At 47.0% G+C, this 15550-nt stretch carries 18 protein-coding genes; 15 read left to right on the top strand and 3 right to left on the bottom strand.

The genetic code is table 11. From position 1 onward, the window contains the following. A partial coding sequence (locus tag AC6EJC_RS05985) for a hypothetical protein (protein ID WP_444953170.1) occupies positions 1–320 on the bottom strand: 320 nt, incomplete at its 3' end. On the opposite strand from AC6EJC_RS05985, the gene AC6EJC_RS05980 reads away from it, so the two are divergent. After that, the gene (locus AC6EJC_RS05980) at positions 298–765 is read left to right on the top strand and encodes a DL-endopeptidase inhibitor IseA family protein (RefSeq protein WP_444953169.1); all 468 of its coding nucleotides are present in this window, start codon (positions 298–300) and stop codon (positions 763–765) included. The two genes, AC6EJC_RS05985 and AC6EJC_RS05980, sit on opposite strands and share 23 nt — an antisense overlap. Before the next feature lie 90 nt (positions 766–855). Further along, the gene (locus AC6EJC_RS05975) at positions 856–1101 is read left to right on the top strand and encodes an HPr family phosphocarrier protein (RefSeq protein WP_444953168.1); all 246 of its coding nucleotides are present in this window, start codon (positions 856–858) and stop codon (positions 1099–1101) included. An 87-nt stretch (positions 1102–1188) separates the two neighbouring features. Here the strand turns inward: AC6EJC_RS05975 and AC6EJC_RS05970 are convergent, their stop codons facing one another. Together AC6EJC_RS05970 and AC6EJC_RS05965 are read right to left on the bottom strand one after the other, a co-directional pair. Next, positions 1189–1977, bottom strand: a complete 789-nt coding sequence (locus AC6EJC_RS05970) for a formate/nitrite transporter family protein (RefSeq protein ID WP_444953183.1) — start codon at positions 1975–1977, stop codon at positions 1189–1191. A gap of 89 nt (positions 1978–2066) precedes the next feature. Beyond that, a complete protein-coding gene (locus AC6EJC_RS05965; RefSeq protein WP_444953167.1) occupies positions 2067–2849 on the bottom strand; it encodes a Cof-type HAD-IIB family hydrolase in 783 nt (260 codons plus the stop codon). Between the two features lie 198 nt (positions 2850–3047). Here AC6EJC_RS05965 and AC6EJC_RS05960 point away from each other — a divergent pair, with 198 nt between their 5' ends. From AC6EJC_RS05960 to AC6EJC_RS05900, 13 genes are all read left to right on the top strand, one after another. Further along, complete coding sequence (locus tag AC6EJC_RS05960; RefSeq protein ID WP_444953166.1) at positions 3048–4079, top strand: WXG100 family type VII secretion target; 1032 nt, start codon at positions 3048–3050, stop codon at positions 4077–4079. 429 nt (positions 4080–4508) lie between these two features. Further along, on the top strand, positions 4509–4955 hold the full coding sequence (locus tag AC6EJC_RS05955; protein WP_254327135.1) for a tellurite resistance TerB family protein: 447 nt from the start codon (positions 4509–4511) through the stop codon (positions 4953–4955). A gap of 28 nt (positions 4956–4983) precedes the next feature. Beyond that, positions 4984–5577 carry a TerD family protein gene (locus tag AC6EJC_RS05950; protein ID WP_250267540.1) on the top strand — a complete coding sequence of 198 codons (594 nt, stop codon included), beginning with the start codon at positions 4984–4986 and terminating at the stop codon, positions 5575–5577. 47 nt (positions 5578–5624) lie between these two features. Beyond that, positions 5625–6200, top strand: a complete 576-nt coding sequence (locus AC6EJC_RS05945) for a TerD family protein (protein ID WP_250243405.1) — start codon at positions 5625–5627, stop codon at positions 6198–6200. Between the two features lie 31 nt (positions 6201–6231). Next, positions 6232–6813: a TerD family protein gene (locus tag AC6EJC_RS05940; RefSeq protein WP_444953165.1), complete on the top strand. Its 582-nt coding sequence runs from the start codon at positions 6232–6234 to the stop codon at positions 6811–6813. Positions 6814–6916: 103 nt separating this feature from the next. Continuing rightward, positions 6917–8185, top strand: a complete 1269-nt coding sequence (locus tag AC6EJC_RS05935) for a TerD family protein (protein ID WP_444953164.1) — start codon at positions 6917–6919, stop codon at positions 8183–8185. A gap of 26 nt (positions 8186–8211) precedes the next feature. Then, positions 8212–8946: a TerC family protein gene (locus AC6EJC_RS05930; RefSeq protein WP_444953163.1), complete on the top strand. Its 735-nt coding sequence runs from the start codon at positions 8212–8214 to the stop codon at positions 8944–8946. A 197-nt stretch (positions 8947–9143) separates the two neighbouring features. Next, the gene (locus tag AC6EJC_RS05925) at positions 9144–10301 is read left to right on the top strand and encodes an HpcH/HpaI aldolase/citrate lyase family protein (protein WP_444953182.1); all 1158 of its coding nucleotides are present in this window, start codon (positions 9144–9146) and stop codon (positions 10299–10301) included. A 52-nt stretch (positions 10302–10353) separates the two neighbouring features. Continuing rightward, complete coding sequence (locus tag AC6EJC_RS05920; RefSeq protein WP_444953181.1) at positions 10354–11700, top strand: phosphoribosyltransferase family protein; 1347 nt, start codon at positions 10354–10356, stop codon at positions 11698–11700. Further along, a complete protein-coding gene (locus AC6EJC_RS05915) occupies positions 11697–12848 on the top strand; it encodes a cysteine protease StiP family protein (protein ID WP_192512343.1) in 1152 nt (383 codons plus the stop codon). The genes AC6EJC_RS05920 and AC6EJC_RS05915 overlap by 4 nt, the downstream gene beginning before the upstream one ends. Then, the gene (locus AC6EJC_RS05910; RefSeq protein WP_444953162.1) at positions 12845–13669 is read left to right on the top strand and encodes an HAD family hydrolase; all 825 of its coding nucleotides are present in this window, start codon (positions 12845–12847) and stop codon (positions 13667–13669) included. The genes AC6EJC_RS05915 and AC6EJC_RS05910 overlap by 4 nt, the downstream gene beginning before the upstream one ends. A 28-nt stretch (positions 13670–13697) precedes the next feature. Continuing rightward, positions 13698–14729 (top strand): ATP-grasp domain-containing protein, encoded by a 1032-nt coding sequence (locus AC6EJC_RS05905; RefSeq protein ID WP_444953161.1) that lies wholly within the window; start codon positions 13698–13700, stop codon positions 14727–14729. A gap of 58 nt (positions 14730–14787) precedes the next feature. Further along, a complete protein-coding gene (locus AC6EJC_RS05900; RefSeq protein ID WP_444953160.1) occupies positions 14788–15468 on the top strand; it encodes a hypothetical protein in 681 nt (226 codons plus the stop codon). The last annotated feature ends 82 nt before the right edge of the window (positions 15469–15550 follow it).

Here is a 15550-nt window from a genome sequence, read left to right as displayed (position 1 = left end):
GCGCCCGCCGTGACCGCTCCAGCGGAAGCGACGCAACCGGGCGTTGCCAGTCCAGCAGCATCCGTCCCGGCCCAGGTGCCAGCACCAGCAGCGTCTGCGTCGGTTCCAGCTGTATCGGCTCCGCCCGCAGCCGCAGGTTCCGCCAAAGCCGCTACACCAGCAGCTCCGTCTGCACCAGCACCGCGTCCATCCGCGTCGGTAGCGCCAGCGGCTGCTCCGTCCGTACCATCGACTGCCAAGCCGTCCAAGCCGCAGCAGCCGTCCACTTCGGCGCCAGCCGCCGCCGCGGCCACCAGCGTGAAACCAACGCAGCTGGACAAGCTGAATCACGAGAGTGCGATTCCGCTTGTGCTGGAGGCGCAGTCTCGTTATCAGTATGCGATCAGCGGTGGCAGTCCGGTGGGTGAGTCGTTCCAGTTGAACGGTAAAAGCTACCGCTATCTGTCCGAGAATATCGGCACGAAGACTAAGCTGGTCAGCTATCTGACGCAGGCATATACCAAGCAGGCCAGTGAGCAATTTGTCGGTAAATTTTTCGTTGAAGTCAATGGCAGACTAGCTCAGTTGAACGCAGACGGTGGCAATTTGCTAGAGTTCAACCGGGCTACGGCGAAAATGGTGACGATGACTCCGGTGAAGCGCAGCTACCTGCTGACCGTGCCTTATCCGGCAGGAACCAAGCAGGCGAACGAGAAAATCACCGTAAATTTTGAAAAGGTCGGCAGCTACTGGAAAATCAGCTCCGCGCCGCATGTCATTTTCTAAATTAAGATTTTGCAACATGCTTCATATGGGGTAAAGTGAAGTTGAGACTTGTTTCGTAAGTCCCAATTCAACGCAGGGGAGTGCTGTGCAATGATGACACCCATCAAGGTAAAAGACGTTAAGGATATTGAGAAGATCAATCAAATTGTATCCAATTATACGTATGACATCTGGATTCATGGCAAGAGCGGCATGGCAGATGCCAAATCCATTCTAGGAATGTATGTGCTGAAGCTGGATGAGCCGCTAACTCTGGTTGTACCTGACAACGTCAATCCCAAGAAGCTATTCAAGGAGCTGGAGCATTTTATTCATTTTCCTGCTCAAGAAGAATAAAAGGCAAGGAAGCACCTGTAGACACTGTATGCTCTATTTCTAAAATAACGCAAAGAAGCCGTGGGACTAGGTTCCACGGCTTCTTTTTTAATGCTCGTCTTCATCCAAAAACGGGAGATTCACCGAATAGTACATAACCCCCATAAGCAGCACGCCACCAACCAGATTTCCGAGCGTCACCGGAACGAGATTATGGATCACACCAGCGACAGAAACCGTACCCGGATGATCCAGCACGAGCGCAATGGCGAAAGTACACATATTAGCCACACTATGCTCATATCCCGAAATGAAAAAGCAAAAAACAAACAGCATCATTGCAAACATCTTTGCGCCATTTTCTTTCATAAACATCGGAACAAAAAAGGCAAGGCAGACCAGCCAATTACACAAAATAGCCCGGAAGAATAGCTGCATTGCAGGCGCTTCCATTTTATGCTCAACCACGTTCAGCAAAAAGCTGTTCACGCTGGAGGAGTCAAACAGCCCGGTCAAGTAAATAAGGAGTGCAAATACCCCCGCACCCAGCAAATTACCGCCATAGCTGGCAGCCCATAATCGAAGCACCTGCCCCCAGCGCAGCTTTTTACGGAGCGCAGCATAGGTGTAATAGAAGGTGTTGCCGGTAAACAAATCCCCGCCGCCGTACGCGATCAGAATGATGGCTGCCCCGAACGTGAGCGCCGCCATGGGATAAGTGAATGGAGAGTGCTCCATGTAAAAAAAGTTGCCCGTCTTAAAGGCTACAATAACGCCGAACCCGATGAACATACTCGCCAGCATGGAACGTGCCAAATATCGGAGTAGGCTTTGCTTGTAAATTTTGTATTTCTTCATGGCTAGCTGTTCGACATTGCGTAAGCCTTCCGTCTCCATATCCAACGACAACCTCCTAATTTCTCATATGTAAGTCTTTAAACAGACTTTATTTTTCCCGAAACAAGCCCAGTTAGTCAGCAATCCTGTTAACTTAACAAACCAAGCTGTTGCAGTCCGTACAAAATACCGTCTTCATCTGCGCGTTTTGTGACCATTTTAGCTACGGCTTTGGCTTCATCACAGCCGTTGCCCATCGCGACACTGTTATGTATAGCTGTCAGCATCTCCACATCGTTTAAACCATCGCCAAAGGCGTATTGATTTTCATCGGCGATGCCCAGTCTGGACGTAATTTCGCGGATTCCCTTTGCTTTGGAGCCAGCGTGAGGAACAACGTCCACAGAACTCGGATGCCAGCGCACAAAGTCAAACGCTTTGAATACCGCTTCATAGAAAGGCTCTTCTTCTGCCGTACACATCAACAGCGTCTGATAAATGTCTCTTCCCTGGAAATAGAGCGGATCATATCCAACTGAAATCTTGGCCTTTAATGTTTGGACCGACTTCTCTACAAGCTCATCGTTAGGAATATTGGCCTTCATGTTCGCATGATCCATATATACGATGGCATGATTATGTGTGAGGGCCAGATCAGTCATAGCTTGCAAAGCTTCTCTGTTCAGCGGATTGGTAGCAACGACTTCCCCGCGCAGCACGACATATTGCCCATTAAAGCTGACGTAAGAATCAATTTCAAGCTGCTCACGGATTTCCTTGAACATAAAAGGAGCACGGCCTGTTGCAATGGCTACCTCATGGCCTTGCTCTTTCAAAGCAAAGACGGCCTTTTCAGCCGTTAGCGGCATTTTCTTGTCATCGTCCAGTAATGTACCGTCGATATCGAAAAAGATAATTTTTTTGTCTGACATGTCCCTACACCTGACTTTCAATAATGTATTGTCGAAATGAACTCATATGGATTCATTATATCAAAGGAACTGGTTCTGAATACACAAATACGTATAAATCCTCATGAATGTCCGACCTCTATAGCTTACAATATGAAATAAGGATTACTGTAAAATATAATTTTTATCTCCTATTTTCTTAGATGGGATGTGATCACCATGACAAAAATCCAAGTCACACCGGAGCAGCTGGATAACGTGGCCTCCCAATTTGCCAATGCCCACGGTACACTGTATAACCAGTTAAACGGCCTGGATAGCACAATGAACCGCCTTCACAGCCAGTGGGATGGTATGGAGAGAAATCGTTTTTATAATGACTATCGTACAGCTAAATATACGCTTTCTTCTGTATTAAATAAGGTTCAATCCATTGAAATTGAGCTGAAAAGCATCGCTTCGAAGTTTAGAGGTGCAGATGGTGAAAGCACACGTGGCTTCTGGACAGCCCTGGCAGCGGCGATGAACGCTAGTGCAGCGCTGGCGGGCAGTGGAGAGGCTGGAAATCATGGTGGAGATATCGCCAAGCCGCCAAAAAACATAGACGAATGGGATCAGGCAGACGCGGATAAATATCATCAATATGAGGAACTACTGAAAAACGCTGAGGCCATCGGCGACAAGCAGGTTATGCAGAAAATTCACGACCAGATGAATGTCTTGAAACTGCAATATGAGGACTCGGTTACCCGTACAGATTACAATACAGGAGAGACCTCCAAGATCACATCCGATTCCCTTGTCGCCGTCACCGAGCTGACAGGTAAGGACGGAAGCAAAACGGATATATCTATAGATAAAAAAGGAAACGTTGTAAGTTATGAGCAAAATACAGACAAATACGACTACTGGGTCCAAAAGCATACTCAATCAGCTGGAGAGCATGCTCTAGGTAAAACGGCCCAGACCGTCACCGGGTATGGAATTGGTCTTATTTTGTCGCGCGGGACTGGTGTCAGTGCAGCAGGTTCGGGCATAGGTTCTGGCGCAGCCTCCGGCTGGGGGGAACACGTCGTCGGCATTGGTGGCGGCATGATCAGTGACAAGGTACTCTTCTCTGTACCCGATGAGGGCGAAACCCGTACCATGATCTACCGAACGAATAAAGAAACCGGACATATCGAGAACATGATCATCGTCACCAAAGGTGAGAATGAAATGGAGTATCGCTATTGGGAGGATTATAACTAGGTCTTGAGCTGTGAACGATAATAACGTGAATAGGAGTATCTATAAAATCTACAGTCTTTTTTTCTGGAACAGGTGAGCGGCAGTTGGAAACTGTAAAACTCGCTAGCTGGAGAAGTCTGTAGATTTTTTTATTTACCGATTTTTTTAGACTTTCTTACCCTTCACCCCAAAAGTGGTATGCCCTCCCTTGTCTAAATATCAACTCTACCATTCCACAGACTTGCAATTGGGGTACCAAATGATGGATGATATAAGAGGGCCTTTTATGTAGAAAATAGGGCTAAAGATAGAGAGGATACCAATAATAAATAGATCGTATTTACCGTATTTTTGTATATTATTGTAGAAAAAGATCGTAATTCAGGTTATAGTAAAGGAAGAAATTAACTAGGATGCATTTTACTCAAATACGTAATTGTGGAGGTAACCATGAGTACATTTAAAAATTGGCTGAATACAACTAAAAAAGGACTTGGAGACCAAGTTAAAAAATTTAAGAATAAAGATTTTATGGAAGCTGTTGTTGCAGGTTGTGCATTAGTAGCTTTTGCTGACGGTACTATTAGTCCAGAAGAGAAAACAAAAATGGCCGGATACATAAATATCAGTGAAGAATTGAAAGTGTTTGATATGGGGGAGGTCATCAACCGTTTCAATCACTATGTAGCGAACTTTGAGTTTTCACCTGAAATCGGCAAACAGGAAGCACTGAAAGCGATTGGTAGATTGAAAGGTAAGCCTGAAGTAGGCCGACTCGTCGTTGGCGTATGCAGCGCCATTGGTGCAGCTGACGGTGACTTTGATGCCAATGAACAGCGAATTGTTGCTGAGATTTGTGGCGCGCTTGGTTTGAATCCGTCTGAATTTAGTCTGTAAATTTTACGGAAGGGAGGTGTGTTAATCAGTGGCTGTAATTAATCTGGTCAAGGGCCAGAAAGTTGATTTGACCAAAGGTAACACAGGACTAACCAAGGTTATAGCTGGATTGGGATGGGACCCAGTGCAGTCCAAAGGATTTTTTGGCATCAAGAAGCAACCGAACATTGATTGTGATGCTTCTGCCATTTTGCTGGACGCAAACGGGAAACTGACTCAGTCGGACAATGTAATATGTTTCCATAATAAAAAAAGCCCATGCGGCTCAGTCGTTCATTCCGGTGATAATCTGACTGGACAAGGCGACGGTGATGATGAACAAATTGCGATTGACCTGGCACGTATTCCTGCCAATGTCGACAAAGTGCTTGTTGTTGTGAATATATATGATTGCGTAAACCGGAAACAGGATTTCGGCATGATCGAGAAGGCGTATATCCGCATTCTGGACGGTGCTAATTCCAAGGAACTGGTGACGTTTAATTTATCTGATAATTATGAGGGGCTGACCGCACTGGTCTGTGGAGAACTCTATCGTCATAACAACGAATGGAAGTTTGCTGCAATCGGTGAAGGCACCCATGCCGTACATATTGATGTGCTGGCTCAGCGTTATATGTAATTTTAGGTTGCGCATACAAAACTTAATGTGAAAAGGGGTTCTTACTCATGGCAATTAACTTATCCAAAGGTCAAAAAATTGATTTGACGAAAACAAATCCAGGTTTGTCCAAAATTATGGTTGGACTCGGTTGGGACACAAACAAATACGATGGCGGTAAAGATTTTGACCTGGACGTATCCGTATTTTTGGCTAATGCGGAAGGTAAAGTAGAATCCGATAAGAACTTTGTCTTTTTTAATAATCCACAAAATGAGAACGGTTCTGTCGTTCATACAGGGGATAACCGCACAGGTGATGGCGACGGAGATGACGAGCAGATTAAAATTGATCTGGGCAACGTGCCTGCTAACGTAGAAAAGATCGCTTTTACCATTACAATCTATGAAGCACAAGAACGCAGCCAAAACTTTGGACAAGTGTCCCGTGCTTACGCTCGTATCGTAAACGAAGCAAACAATGAAGAATTGGTCCGCTTTGATCTGGGAGAAGATTTCTCGATCGAAACAGGCGTTGTTGTAGGCGAACTGTATCGTCATAGCGGTGAGTGGAAGTTCAATGCCATTGGCAGCGGCTACCAAGATGGTCTTGCAGGATTGACGCGCGATTACGGTTTGGCGTAAAAAATCTATACAAAGAAAGCAGGTATGCGGTATGACCATTAGTCTTTCCAAAGGACAACGTATTGATCTGACCAAAACGAATCCAGGCTTGACTCGTGTCGTCGTAGGTCTTGGATGGGATACGAATAAATACAGTGGTGGCGCAGACTTTGACCTGGATGCTTCGGCTTTCCTGCTCTATGAAGACGGCAAAGCCAAAGCTGCGGATGATTTTGTATTTTACAACAATCCGACAGGCGGAGCAGGATCTGTTACTCATACGGGTGATAACCGCACAGGTGAGGGAGATGGGGATGACGAGCAAATCGTCGTTGATTTTGCAAAGATTCCTGCAAACATCCATCGTATCGGGATTACAGTTACGATTTATGACTATGAGGCACGTGCGCAAAACTTTGGACAAGTGTCCAATGCTTTTGTACGTGTGGTAGATGCGGCAACGGATCGTGAAGTGCTGCGCTACGATTTGGGAGAAGATTTCTCCACCGAAACGGCCGTGGTATTCTGTGAATTTTATCGTCAGAATGCAGACTGGAAATTCCAGGCTATCGGTAGTGGATTTGCTGGTGGATTGGGTGCGCTTGCTAAAAACTATGGCTTAGATGCTCAATAATATCCACTTGGGGTGGTGTCTAAAGGGCGCTACCCCTTTCTTTTTATGCCATTGAATTGGCGTACGCTGACACATGACAAACGGACAGAAAGGTGACACAATCATGGCTGTTATCGTAGTAAAGGGACAGAAGGCGGATTTGACGAAAACGAATCCGGGCCTGAGCCATGTCAACGTAGGGATCGGCTGGGAGTCCCCGGCGGCTCTGGAACTGGATACTTCTGCATTTTTGCTGGGTCCTGGAGGGAAAGTATCAGGCGATGAGGATTTAATTTTTTATAACAATCCGACTACGCCCTTTATCACCTATTCAGACGGACAACAGTCCGGTGACAAGAAACAATTTGCCCTTGATCTGACACGAATTCCTGCAAACATTGAGAAGATTGCGTTTACGCTAACCATTTATGATGCGGATCAGAAACGGCAAAATTTTGGACAGGTTCAAGGCGGGTTCATTCGTTTTGTTCATCCGATTAGCGGAGAGGTTTTGCGGTTTAATTTGGACAGCGGATTTACAGTGGAAACGGCCATTGTCATTGGTGAACTGTATCGTCATAACGGAGAATGGAAATTTAACGCGATTGGCGCAGGCTTTTCCGGTGGATTGGATGCGTTGTGCGTTAATTTTGGGATTGAAGTGGAAAATAATCCGGCTCCTCCGGTGCCAGTGCCTACACCACCGTCTCCAACGCCTCAGCCAGCACCAACACCGCCGCCAGCACCTCCTGCTCCGAATCCAGAGCCATCTTCAACACCGGTGAATCTGAATCTGCGGAAAATTGAGCTGAAGAAGAAGGGCGACACCATTAATCTGAAAAAGGGCTCAGGCGGATTGGGTGAAATCCTGATCAATCTGAACTGGAATCAGGTGCAGCAGAGCAAGGGCTTTTTCAATCGGGGCTCCAAGGGTGTCGATCTGGATCTGGGCTGCTTGTATGAGATGAAGAACGGAGATAAAGGCGTTGTGCAGGCGCTCGGGGAAGTTTTCGGTTCTCTAAATCGCTTCCCGTACATTGCTCTGGATGGCGACGACCGTACAGGCTCTGTGAAAACAGGGGAAAATCTTCGCATTAACGGTGCTAAAATTTCTGAAATTAAGCGAATTTTGGTATTTACCTTCATCTATGAAGGAGTGACGAACTGGTCGCAAGCGGACGGGGTGGTCACGCTGTACCAGAAGGATGGGCCGGACATTATCGTTCATATGAATGAACATGACAATCGCAAAGGGATGTGTGCGATTGCTATGATCCAAAATGTGAACGATGAAACGTTCAGTATTGAGAGACTCGTGCAGTTCTATGGCGGTCATCGTGAGTTGGATCGGGCATATAACTGGGGCATGCGCTGGTCGCAGGGTAGTAAATAAACTGAATTATCGGAGGCACTCTTTTCATGTTGAATGATTTATTTAAAAATATCAGCGAGAACTACGGCCATTTCTTCTCATGGAGTGATGTTGTAGCTACGCTTTCTGATCCAGTGAGTTGGGGGATTATTGGAACTCTCATTTTGCTGGAGGGACTTTTGTCGGCGGATAACGCCTTGGTTCTCGCAGTTATGGTTAAGCATTTACCGAAGGAACAACAGAAGAGAGCCTTGTTTTACGGGATTTTGGGTGCGTATATATTTAGGTTCCTGGCCATCGGCTTGGGTACATTCCTGATTAAGTTCACGCTGATTAAGGTGCTGGGTGCGGCTTATCTGCTCTATATCGCTTATAAGGGCTTATTCAAGTCCGAAGGTGACGGAGAAGTGAAAAACAAACCTACTTCTTTCTGGAAAACCGTATTAATGGTCGAACTGATGGATATTGCCTTCAGTATTGACAGTGTCATTGCCGCTTTCGGTGTAAGCGAGAAAGTATGGGTTCTGTTCCTGGGTGGTATTCTCGGCGTTCTGATGATGCGCGGTGTTGCACAAGTGTTCCTCAAGCTCATTGATAAATTTCCGGAACTGGAACAGACAGCCTTTATTATGATCGCCATTATCGGGGGTAAAATGCTGGCTGCTGCTTTTGGCTTTCATATGTCGCAGGTTTTATTCTTCGGCATTTTGATTGCCGTCTTTGTAGGCACAATGGTTATTAGCTCGGCGAAAAAAAAGAAAAAGGCCGACAAAGAGGCTTAATGTACAAAGTATAGCGAAATCCCTCCTGAAACTAAGGGGGGATTTCTTTTATACCCGAGGCACAGGGCTTCAGTCAGGCAAGAAAGAGCAAGAGGAGGGGAAGGGCCCTGAAATATTTTAATGATTTAACCTCTGAGGAAGTAGAAGCGATCTTTTGTACTCCACCGTCGGAGTTTCATAACCGTTCTCCCAAAAGTATATTGGCTTATGCGATAGGAGCGGCTTTGTACATGCCAGCGACCCGCTCGGAAGTAGCGGAAGAGATCAAGAATGGAAAACATGAAGGATTAACGACGGTCATTCTGGATTTAGAGGATGCGATAGGGGATCAGCAGGTTGAGCAGGCTGAGCAATCGCTGGCACAGCAACTGCTTCAACTATTGACCTATGTACGGACGGGTATGATGAGTGAGCAGCAATTACCTTTGCTATTTGTGCGTGTGCGCTCTGTGGAACAGCTGGAACGGCTGCTGAAGGGTTTGGGAGAATCTTTGTCGCTGCTCACGGGCTTTGTCTTGCCCAAGTTCTCTTCTGATAATGGACGGGCGTATTTTGCACTCATTGCCGAATATAACCGGAGTATGCATACGGAGGCAGGAAACGAAAGTAACATGCCAGTGTTGTACGGATTACCGATTCTTGAAAGCTCCAAAATTATTTATCGGGAAACCCGTTGGAAAGAGCTACTGTCGATTAAAGAAATTCTAGACGAGTATCAGGAATACGTGTTGAATGTACGAATTGGGGCAACCGATTTCTCGAGCCTATATGGCTTGAGACGCAGTCCGGATATTACGATTTATGAAATTGCCGTCATTCGGGATTGTATCGCAGATATTATTAACTTGTTTGGTCGCGTAGGCTCGGATTATGTCATTTCCGGTCCTGTATGGGAATATTTCTCTCACCGAGAACGTGTCTTTAAGCCTCAATTAAGAGTGTCGCCCTTCGAAGATGCACTTGGGAAGCCGGGACGATACTTGCGGATGGACTTCATCTCAGATGCCGTGGACGGACTGATTCGAGAAGTCATGATGGACAAAGAGAATGGGATTATCGGCAAAACGATCATTCATCCCTCCCATATTAAGCCGGTACAGGCCATGTATGCGGTGACACATGAAGAATATATGGATGCGCTTGAGATTGTTAAGCGTAACGACGGTAGTCTGGGTGTATTCAAAAGTACTTATGCCAACAAAATGAATGAAATTAAGCCGCATTTAAATTGGGCTCATCGTATTATAAATAGATCAAAAGTATACGGGGTGTTACATGAACAACAACATTTTGTCAGTCTCTTACCCAACCACGAAAACACATCTGCTGCCTATCCTGGAGCAGTTCAGCGTTAAAATTACGGAGACACATAATCCATTTCGCCTTCCTGTGGACAAGCTGTTTGCGATGGCGGCACGTGTAAACAAAAAGCGTTCGTTTTTGTTTGTCAGTAAGGTGCTAGGCAAGCATATTCCGGTAAATCCATACACCTCTCTGTTGAGTGGTGCGGCGCTGGCGATTCTGCTATATAAGGAGCTTGTCCCACAGGCAGGACAACAGATGGATGAACTGATTGGAGAGGCCGTGAGAGGACTTCTCGACCCGGACTATGCGAAAGAGGCTTACCGAAAGCTGATGGATGAGCGTTTGGCTTTTTCTTTTCCGGAGCCGATCAAGTTTGTTGGTTTTGCCGAGACGGCTACAGCACTGGGACACAGTATGTATCGGTTGTTTGACGACGGTGCCTCGTATATTCATACGACGCGCGAGGATATTCCAGGCCTTCGGCCTGTCATTCGTTTTGAAGAAGAACATTCGCACGCTGTTGATCATCGTTGCTATGCGCTGGATGAGGATGCCTTTGCGGGGGACGGCCCGATTGTCCTGGTAGATGATGAAATTACAACGGGAAAAACAACGCTTAATATCATACGGGATATTCAGGAGCATTTTCCGCGAAAACAGTATGTGATTGCTTCGTTATTGGATTGGCGGACAGACAGCGACGAGCAGGCTTTCGCCGATCTGGAGGCAGAGCTGGGCATTAGGATTACGCCTTTAAGCTTGCTCAAAGGAAAGATTGAGGTACAGGGAGTACCGATACTGGATCACGCAGAATATGCTGGACAGGCCGGGCACGCAGAACATGCAGCCACTAGCATGGCAGAGGTTAATAAAGATGCTTCTAGAATAATTGACCACCGTTTTGAAAAGGATGCTTCCGGTTTTGAGCGGGTATTACACAGCTCCATGTCAACGGACGGGTACGCCAATACAGCTCCTTATCTCAAATATACAGGCCGTTTTGGTCTACAATCCGCCGACAATCCAACGTTGGATGCAGAAATTACGCGTACAGCTGAACAATTGAACCGACTTCGTTCAGGACAACGCACGCTAGTTATGGGCACGGGGGAATTCATGTACATTCCAATGCGGATTGCAGCAGAGTTAGGCCCGGATGTATATTATCAATCGACGACACGCAGCCCGGTGTATCCCCACCGAGAAGAGGGGTATGGCGTAGCTTGTGGTGTGACATATCCCTCACCTGAGGACGGTACGGTACGCAATTTTATTTATAATGTAGACCCCGGTCAGTATGACGAAATATTTGTTTTGATGGAAAGAGAATCGGACCCAGAGCGGATAAAGCCCATGCTGGATGCTTTGACCCGTCTGGGCTGCGATAAAGTGCATGTAGTTTATTTTAACTGTTTAACTAGGCAGGAGAGTAAAGGAGCGCGGATATGAAGCAAGCACTCATTGAGCAAATACAGCAGAAGAACATTCATCCGCCCGAACCGTTGGGCAGTTATCCTGCCTCGGATGTCACTTTTTTATTGAAGGATTTGAGCCGCGTTACGTTGGAAAAAGGGACGGAGGATCGTGAAGAGGCGATTCAGTCGGGAGTCCATTATTCAGAAATGCTGCCAGTGGAATACGAGCCGACAGCAGAATATATTGCATTGTTTCACGAAACGCTTGCCCAATCTGCCGAAAAGATCGCATTAGCGGCAGCTTCTGTGGCTGAGATGATTGTGAGAAAAAGGGGCCTGAACACGGCGATTGTTTCTCTTGCCAGAGCGGGAACGCCCATTGGTATCCTGATCAAGCGCTATATTGACTGGAAGTATGGCGTATCCTTGCCGCATTACAGCATTTCTATTATTCGTGGCAAAGGCATTGACCGGAATGCAATTTTATACATTTTACAGCAGCATGGGCTGGAAATTGAACTCCAGTTTGTCGATGGCTGGACGGGAAAAGGGGCGATTCGCCAGGTGTTGATCGAGGCCTGCCGTGAGATGAATGCGGATTACGGGTTGCGCCTAAATGATGATCTGGCGGTGCTGGCTGATCCGGGCAGCTGCTCGGAGACCTTTGGTACACGAGAAGATTATTTGATCCCAAGCGCTTGTCTGAATTCGACCGTATCTGGTTTGATGAGCCGGACGGTATTACGTGACGATCTGATAGGTCCGAACGATTTCCATGGGGCCAAATTTTATGAATCCTGGCGGTCGGTGGATCAGTCCAATACGTTTGTGGATACAGTGTCCGGGTACTTTCAAGATGTGGCTGAAACGGCCGTTGCATATGCTGAACAGATGACATTGAATCCGCCTACGGTGACATGGCAGGGCTTACGGGATATTGAGGCGATTCAGCAGGCATTTGGTATTCGGGATATTAATCTGGTCAAGCCCGGTGTGGGAGAGACGACCCGTGTACTGCTGCGCAGGGTGCCGTGGAAAATTCTGATTGACCGTGAGGATAATCCGAATCTTCAACATATTATGCTGCTGGCAAAGGATCGTGGAGTGCCTGTAGAGGTGTTTGAAGGATTGACTTATTCCTGCTGCGGGATTATCAAGCCGCTCAAGGGGGGACAAGAATGATCTACGCAAGTGACCTGGATCAGACACTGATTTACTCCAAACGTTCGCTTGGCATCCCGCTGGAGTCCCCTGGTCTGTTGCCTGCGGAACAGATGGACGGGGCGACGTCGGCGTTTATTTCTGCACAAGCCCTGCAATTGCTAAAGGCCCTGCCGGAAGATGTGATGTTTATGCCCGTGACGACTCGGACGATGGAACAGTATAGACGGATCACAGTGTTTCAGACGGAGTTGATCCCGGCTTATGCCGTGACGAGCAATGGCGGAAACATCATCGTTGGAGGCGAGGTGGATCAAGGGTGGAATCGGCTTATTCACGAACAAGTACGCCGTGGTGGTGCACATGCAGAAGAAGCACGTCAGGTGTTCGGACAGGTGCTGCATGAAGACTGGGTCGTAAACGAGCGTTTTTGCGACGAGTTATTTTATGCTTTCATGATTGAACGGGATCGTATGCCTCTGGAACAGGTGCTGGAGAAGGCGCGAATCATGCGTGAAATGGGCTGGGAGGTATCCATTCAAGGTCGTAAGGTGTATCTGGTGCCTGCGGCCGTGAATAAACAGGCAGCCGTGGAGCATATTCGTAACCTCACGGATGGGGGAGCTGTGGTTGCGTCCGGTGACTCTTTGCTGGACCGTTGTCTGCTGGATTATGCCGATTATGCGATTGCTCCGCGTCATGGTGAATTGTATCGGGAACAGCTACGGGATAAGCTGGAGGTCAATTACCGTTTTACGGAAGTGTCGGGTGCTTATGCGGCGGACGAAATCATGGCATATGTCTATGAAGTGCACCGGAGCGTGTCTGCGGCTCGTACTTAATTATTAAAACAATAGGGGACGTGGCTTTGTGAAAAAGGTCAAAGTGTATTTTAACCGCTGGTTTTCGGTGGCGTATCATTATATGAATGCTATTCGTAACAATGAGGACGGTATTCCGTTCGAGATCTATGCGACGCACTCAGATCCGCAGCACATGGCGCTACAGGCCAGTGATGTAGCTGAAGTGGAGCCGCGCACAAGTGGTGTGGAGTACGCACAATTTTGCGCTGATTTTTGCAGGCGTCACGGAATTGATGTCTTTATTCCACGGTGGAATATGCTCGATATTAGCAAGCATGTTCATTTGTTCGACGATATTGGGACAAAAGTGATGGTATGTCGGGATACCGAACTGCTGGAGCAACTGATGGAAAAGGATTTGTTTTATGAATCCATTCGCCAAAAGGACATTGTCACGATTCCCGATTATGCCATTGCCAGCAATGCGGAGCAGTTTAAACAAGCTTATGAGTCGTTAATAGCACTTGGGCATAAGGTATGCTTCAAGCCATGTAATGCAGAAGGCGGCATGGGTTTTCGTATCATCGACAATGAACGCAATCCGCTGGAGGAACTGTTCGGCCATGCGATGAACCATATTTCGTTTGAGGAGGCACATGGCGTATTGTCATCCACAGAATCGTTTCCCAATCTGATGGTGATGGAGCTGCTGGAGGGATACGAATACAGTATTGACTGCTTGGCTGATCGGAATGGAAAACTGTTGGCAGCAGTTCCGCGTAGGAAGGCTGGAGGACGATTACGGCTGCTGGAGCAGCATCCTGAGCTGTTGGAGGTGGCACAGAAGGTTGCTGAGGTGTATCACATTCCGTACAATTATAACATTCAGGTAAAATATAACGGCGAGCGTCCCAAGCTGCTAGAGATCAATCCGCGGATGTCCGGAGGACTTCATGTATCATGTTTGTCCGGTATCAATTTTCCTTATCTGGCGGTGAAATCGGCTTTGGGTAATGAGATCGGTTCACTTCATCCGCAATACGACATTTTAGCCAGTCATATCGAACAGCCAATCACCATACGTAAATCCTTACATTGACACACACAAATATTGTTTTCTACAATATGGTAAGGATTTACGTCAGGAGGTACAAGCTATGACGTCAAAAATGTGGGGTGCCACGATTGCTGTGGTCAGCTACCTGATTGCGCTTTTACTAAGTTATTGGTTACCACTGTTTGTGTGTTTGGCGATTCCGATCATTTGTTTAGGAGGATACAGCGCCCTTATGGCTGTTCGCCATCCTCGCCCCAATCTGACAGGTTCGGTGATTCCGGTGGTGCAGGAGCAGGCTGGTGAGACACAGCAACATGAAAAGGAAGCTGCTGCTCCACCGGAGTCTATGACAGGACAAGCACGTCTACCAGATCAGGTGAGCAGTGAATTTGCTCAGGTCATGGAGTATCTGGAGGTACTGGAGGATATGGTGATCTCCGAGGGACAGAAGGATGCGCTCGATAACGAGATTGTCGAGAAGGCGCTGGCTCTATTTGCACGTTTGCAGCGTGTAATTCCGCTTTTGCATGAATTGAACAACAGCGAAGTGAATCACACGGTTCGGAGATTGATTTTGAAGGATTTGAACGGACTGATTAATCCGTTTCTTCGGCTCAGCGGCGATGCTAAGCGGACCAACCGGAGGACGTTGTTAAACGGATTACGGGATGTGGATAGCAAAATATCGGTAATTGTATCCACGGTGGAGCATAAGGATCTGATGGAATTACAGAGCAAAGCGGAGCTTATTCACCAGCGTTATAGCAGTTCTGAATTGTAGGCGATTTTTTAAGAAAATAAAAAAAATCAGCAGCGTAGCTGCCCTTAAAAGCAACTAGTGGCAGTTGTTTTTAAGATTAAAA

Source organism: Paenibacillus sp. TY11 (genome assembly GCF_059772165.1).
This window is presented reverse-complemented; position numbering and strand designations above follow the sequence as displayed.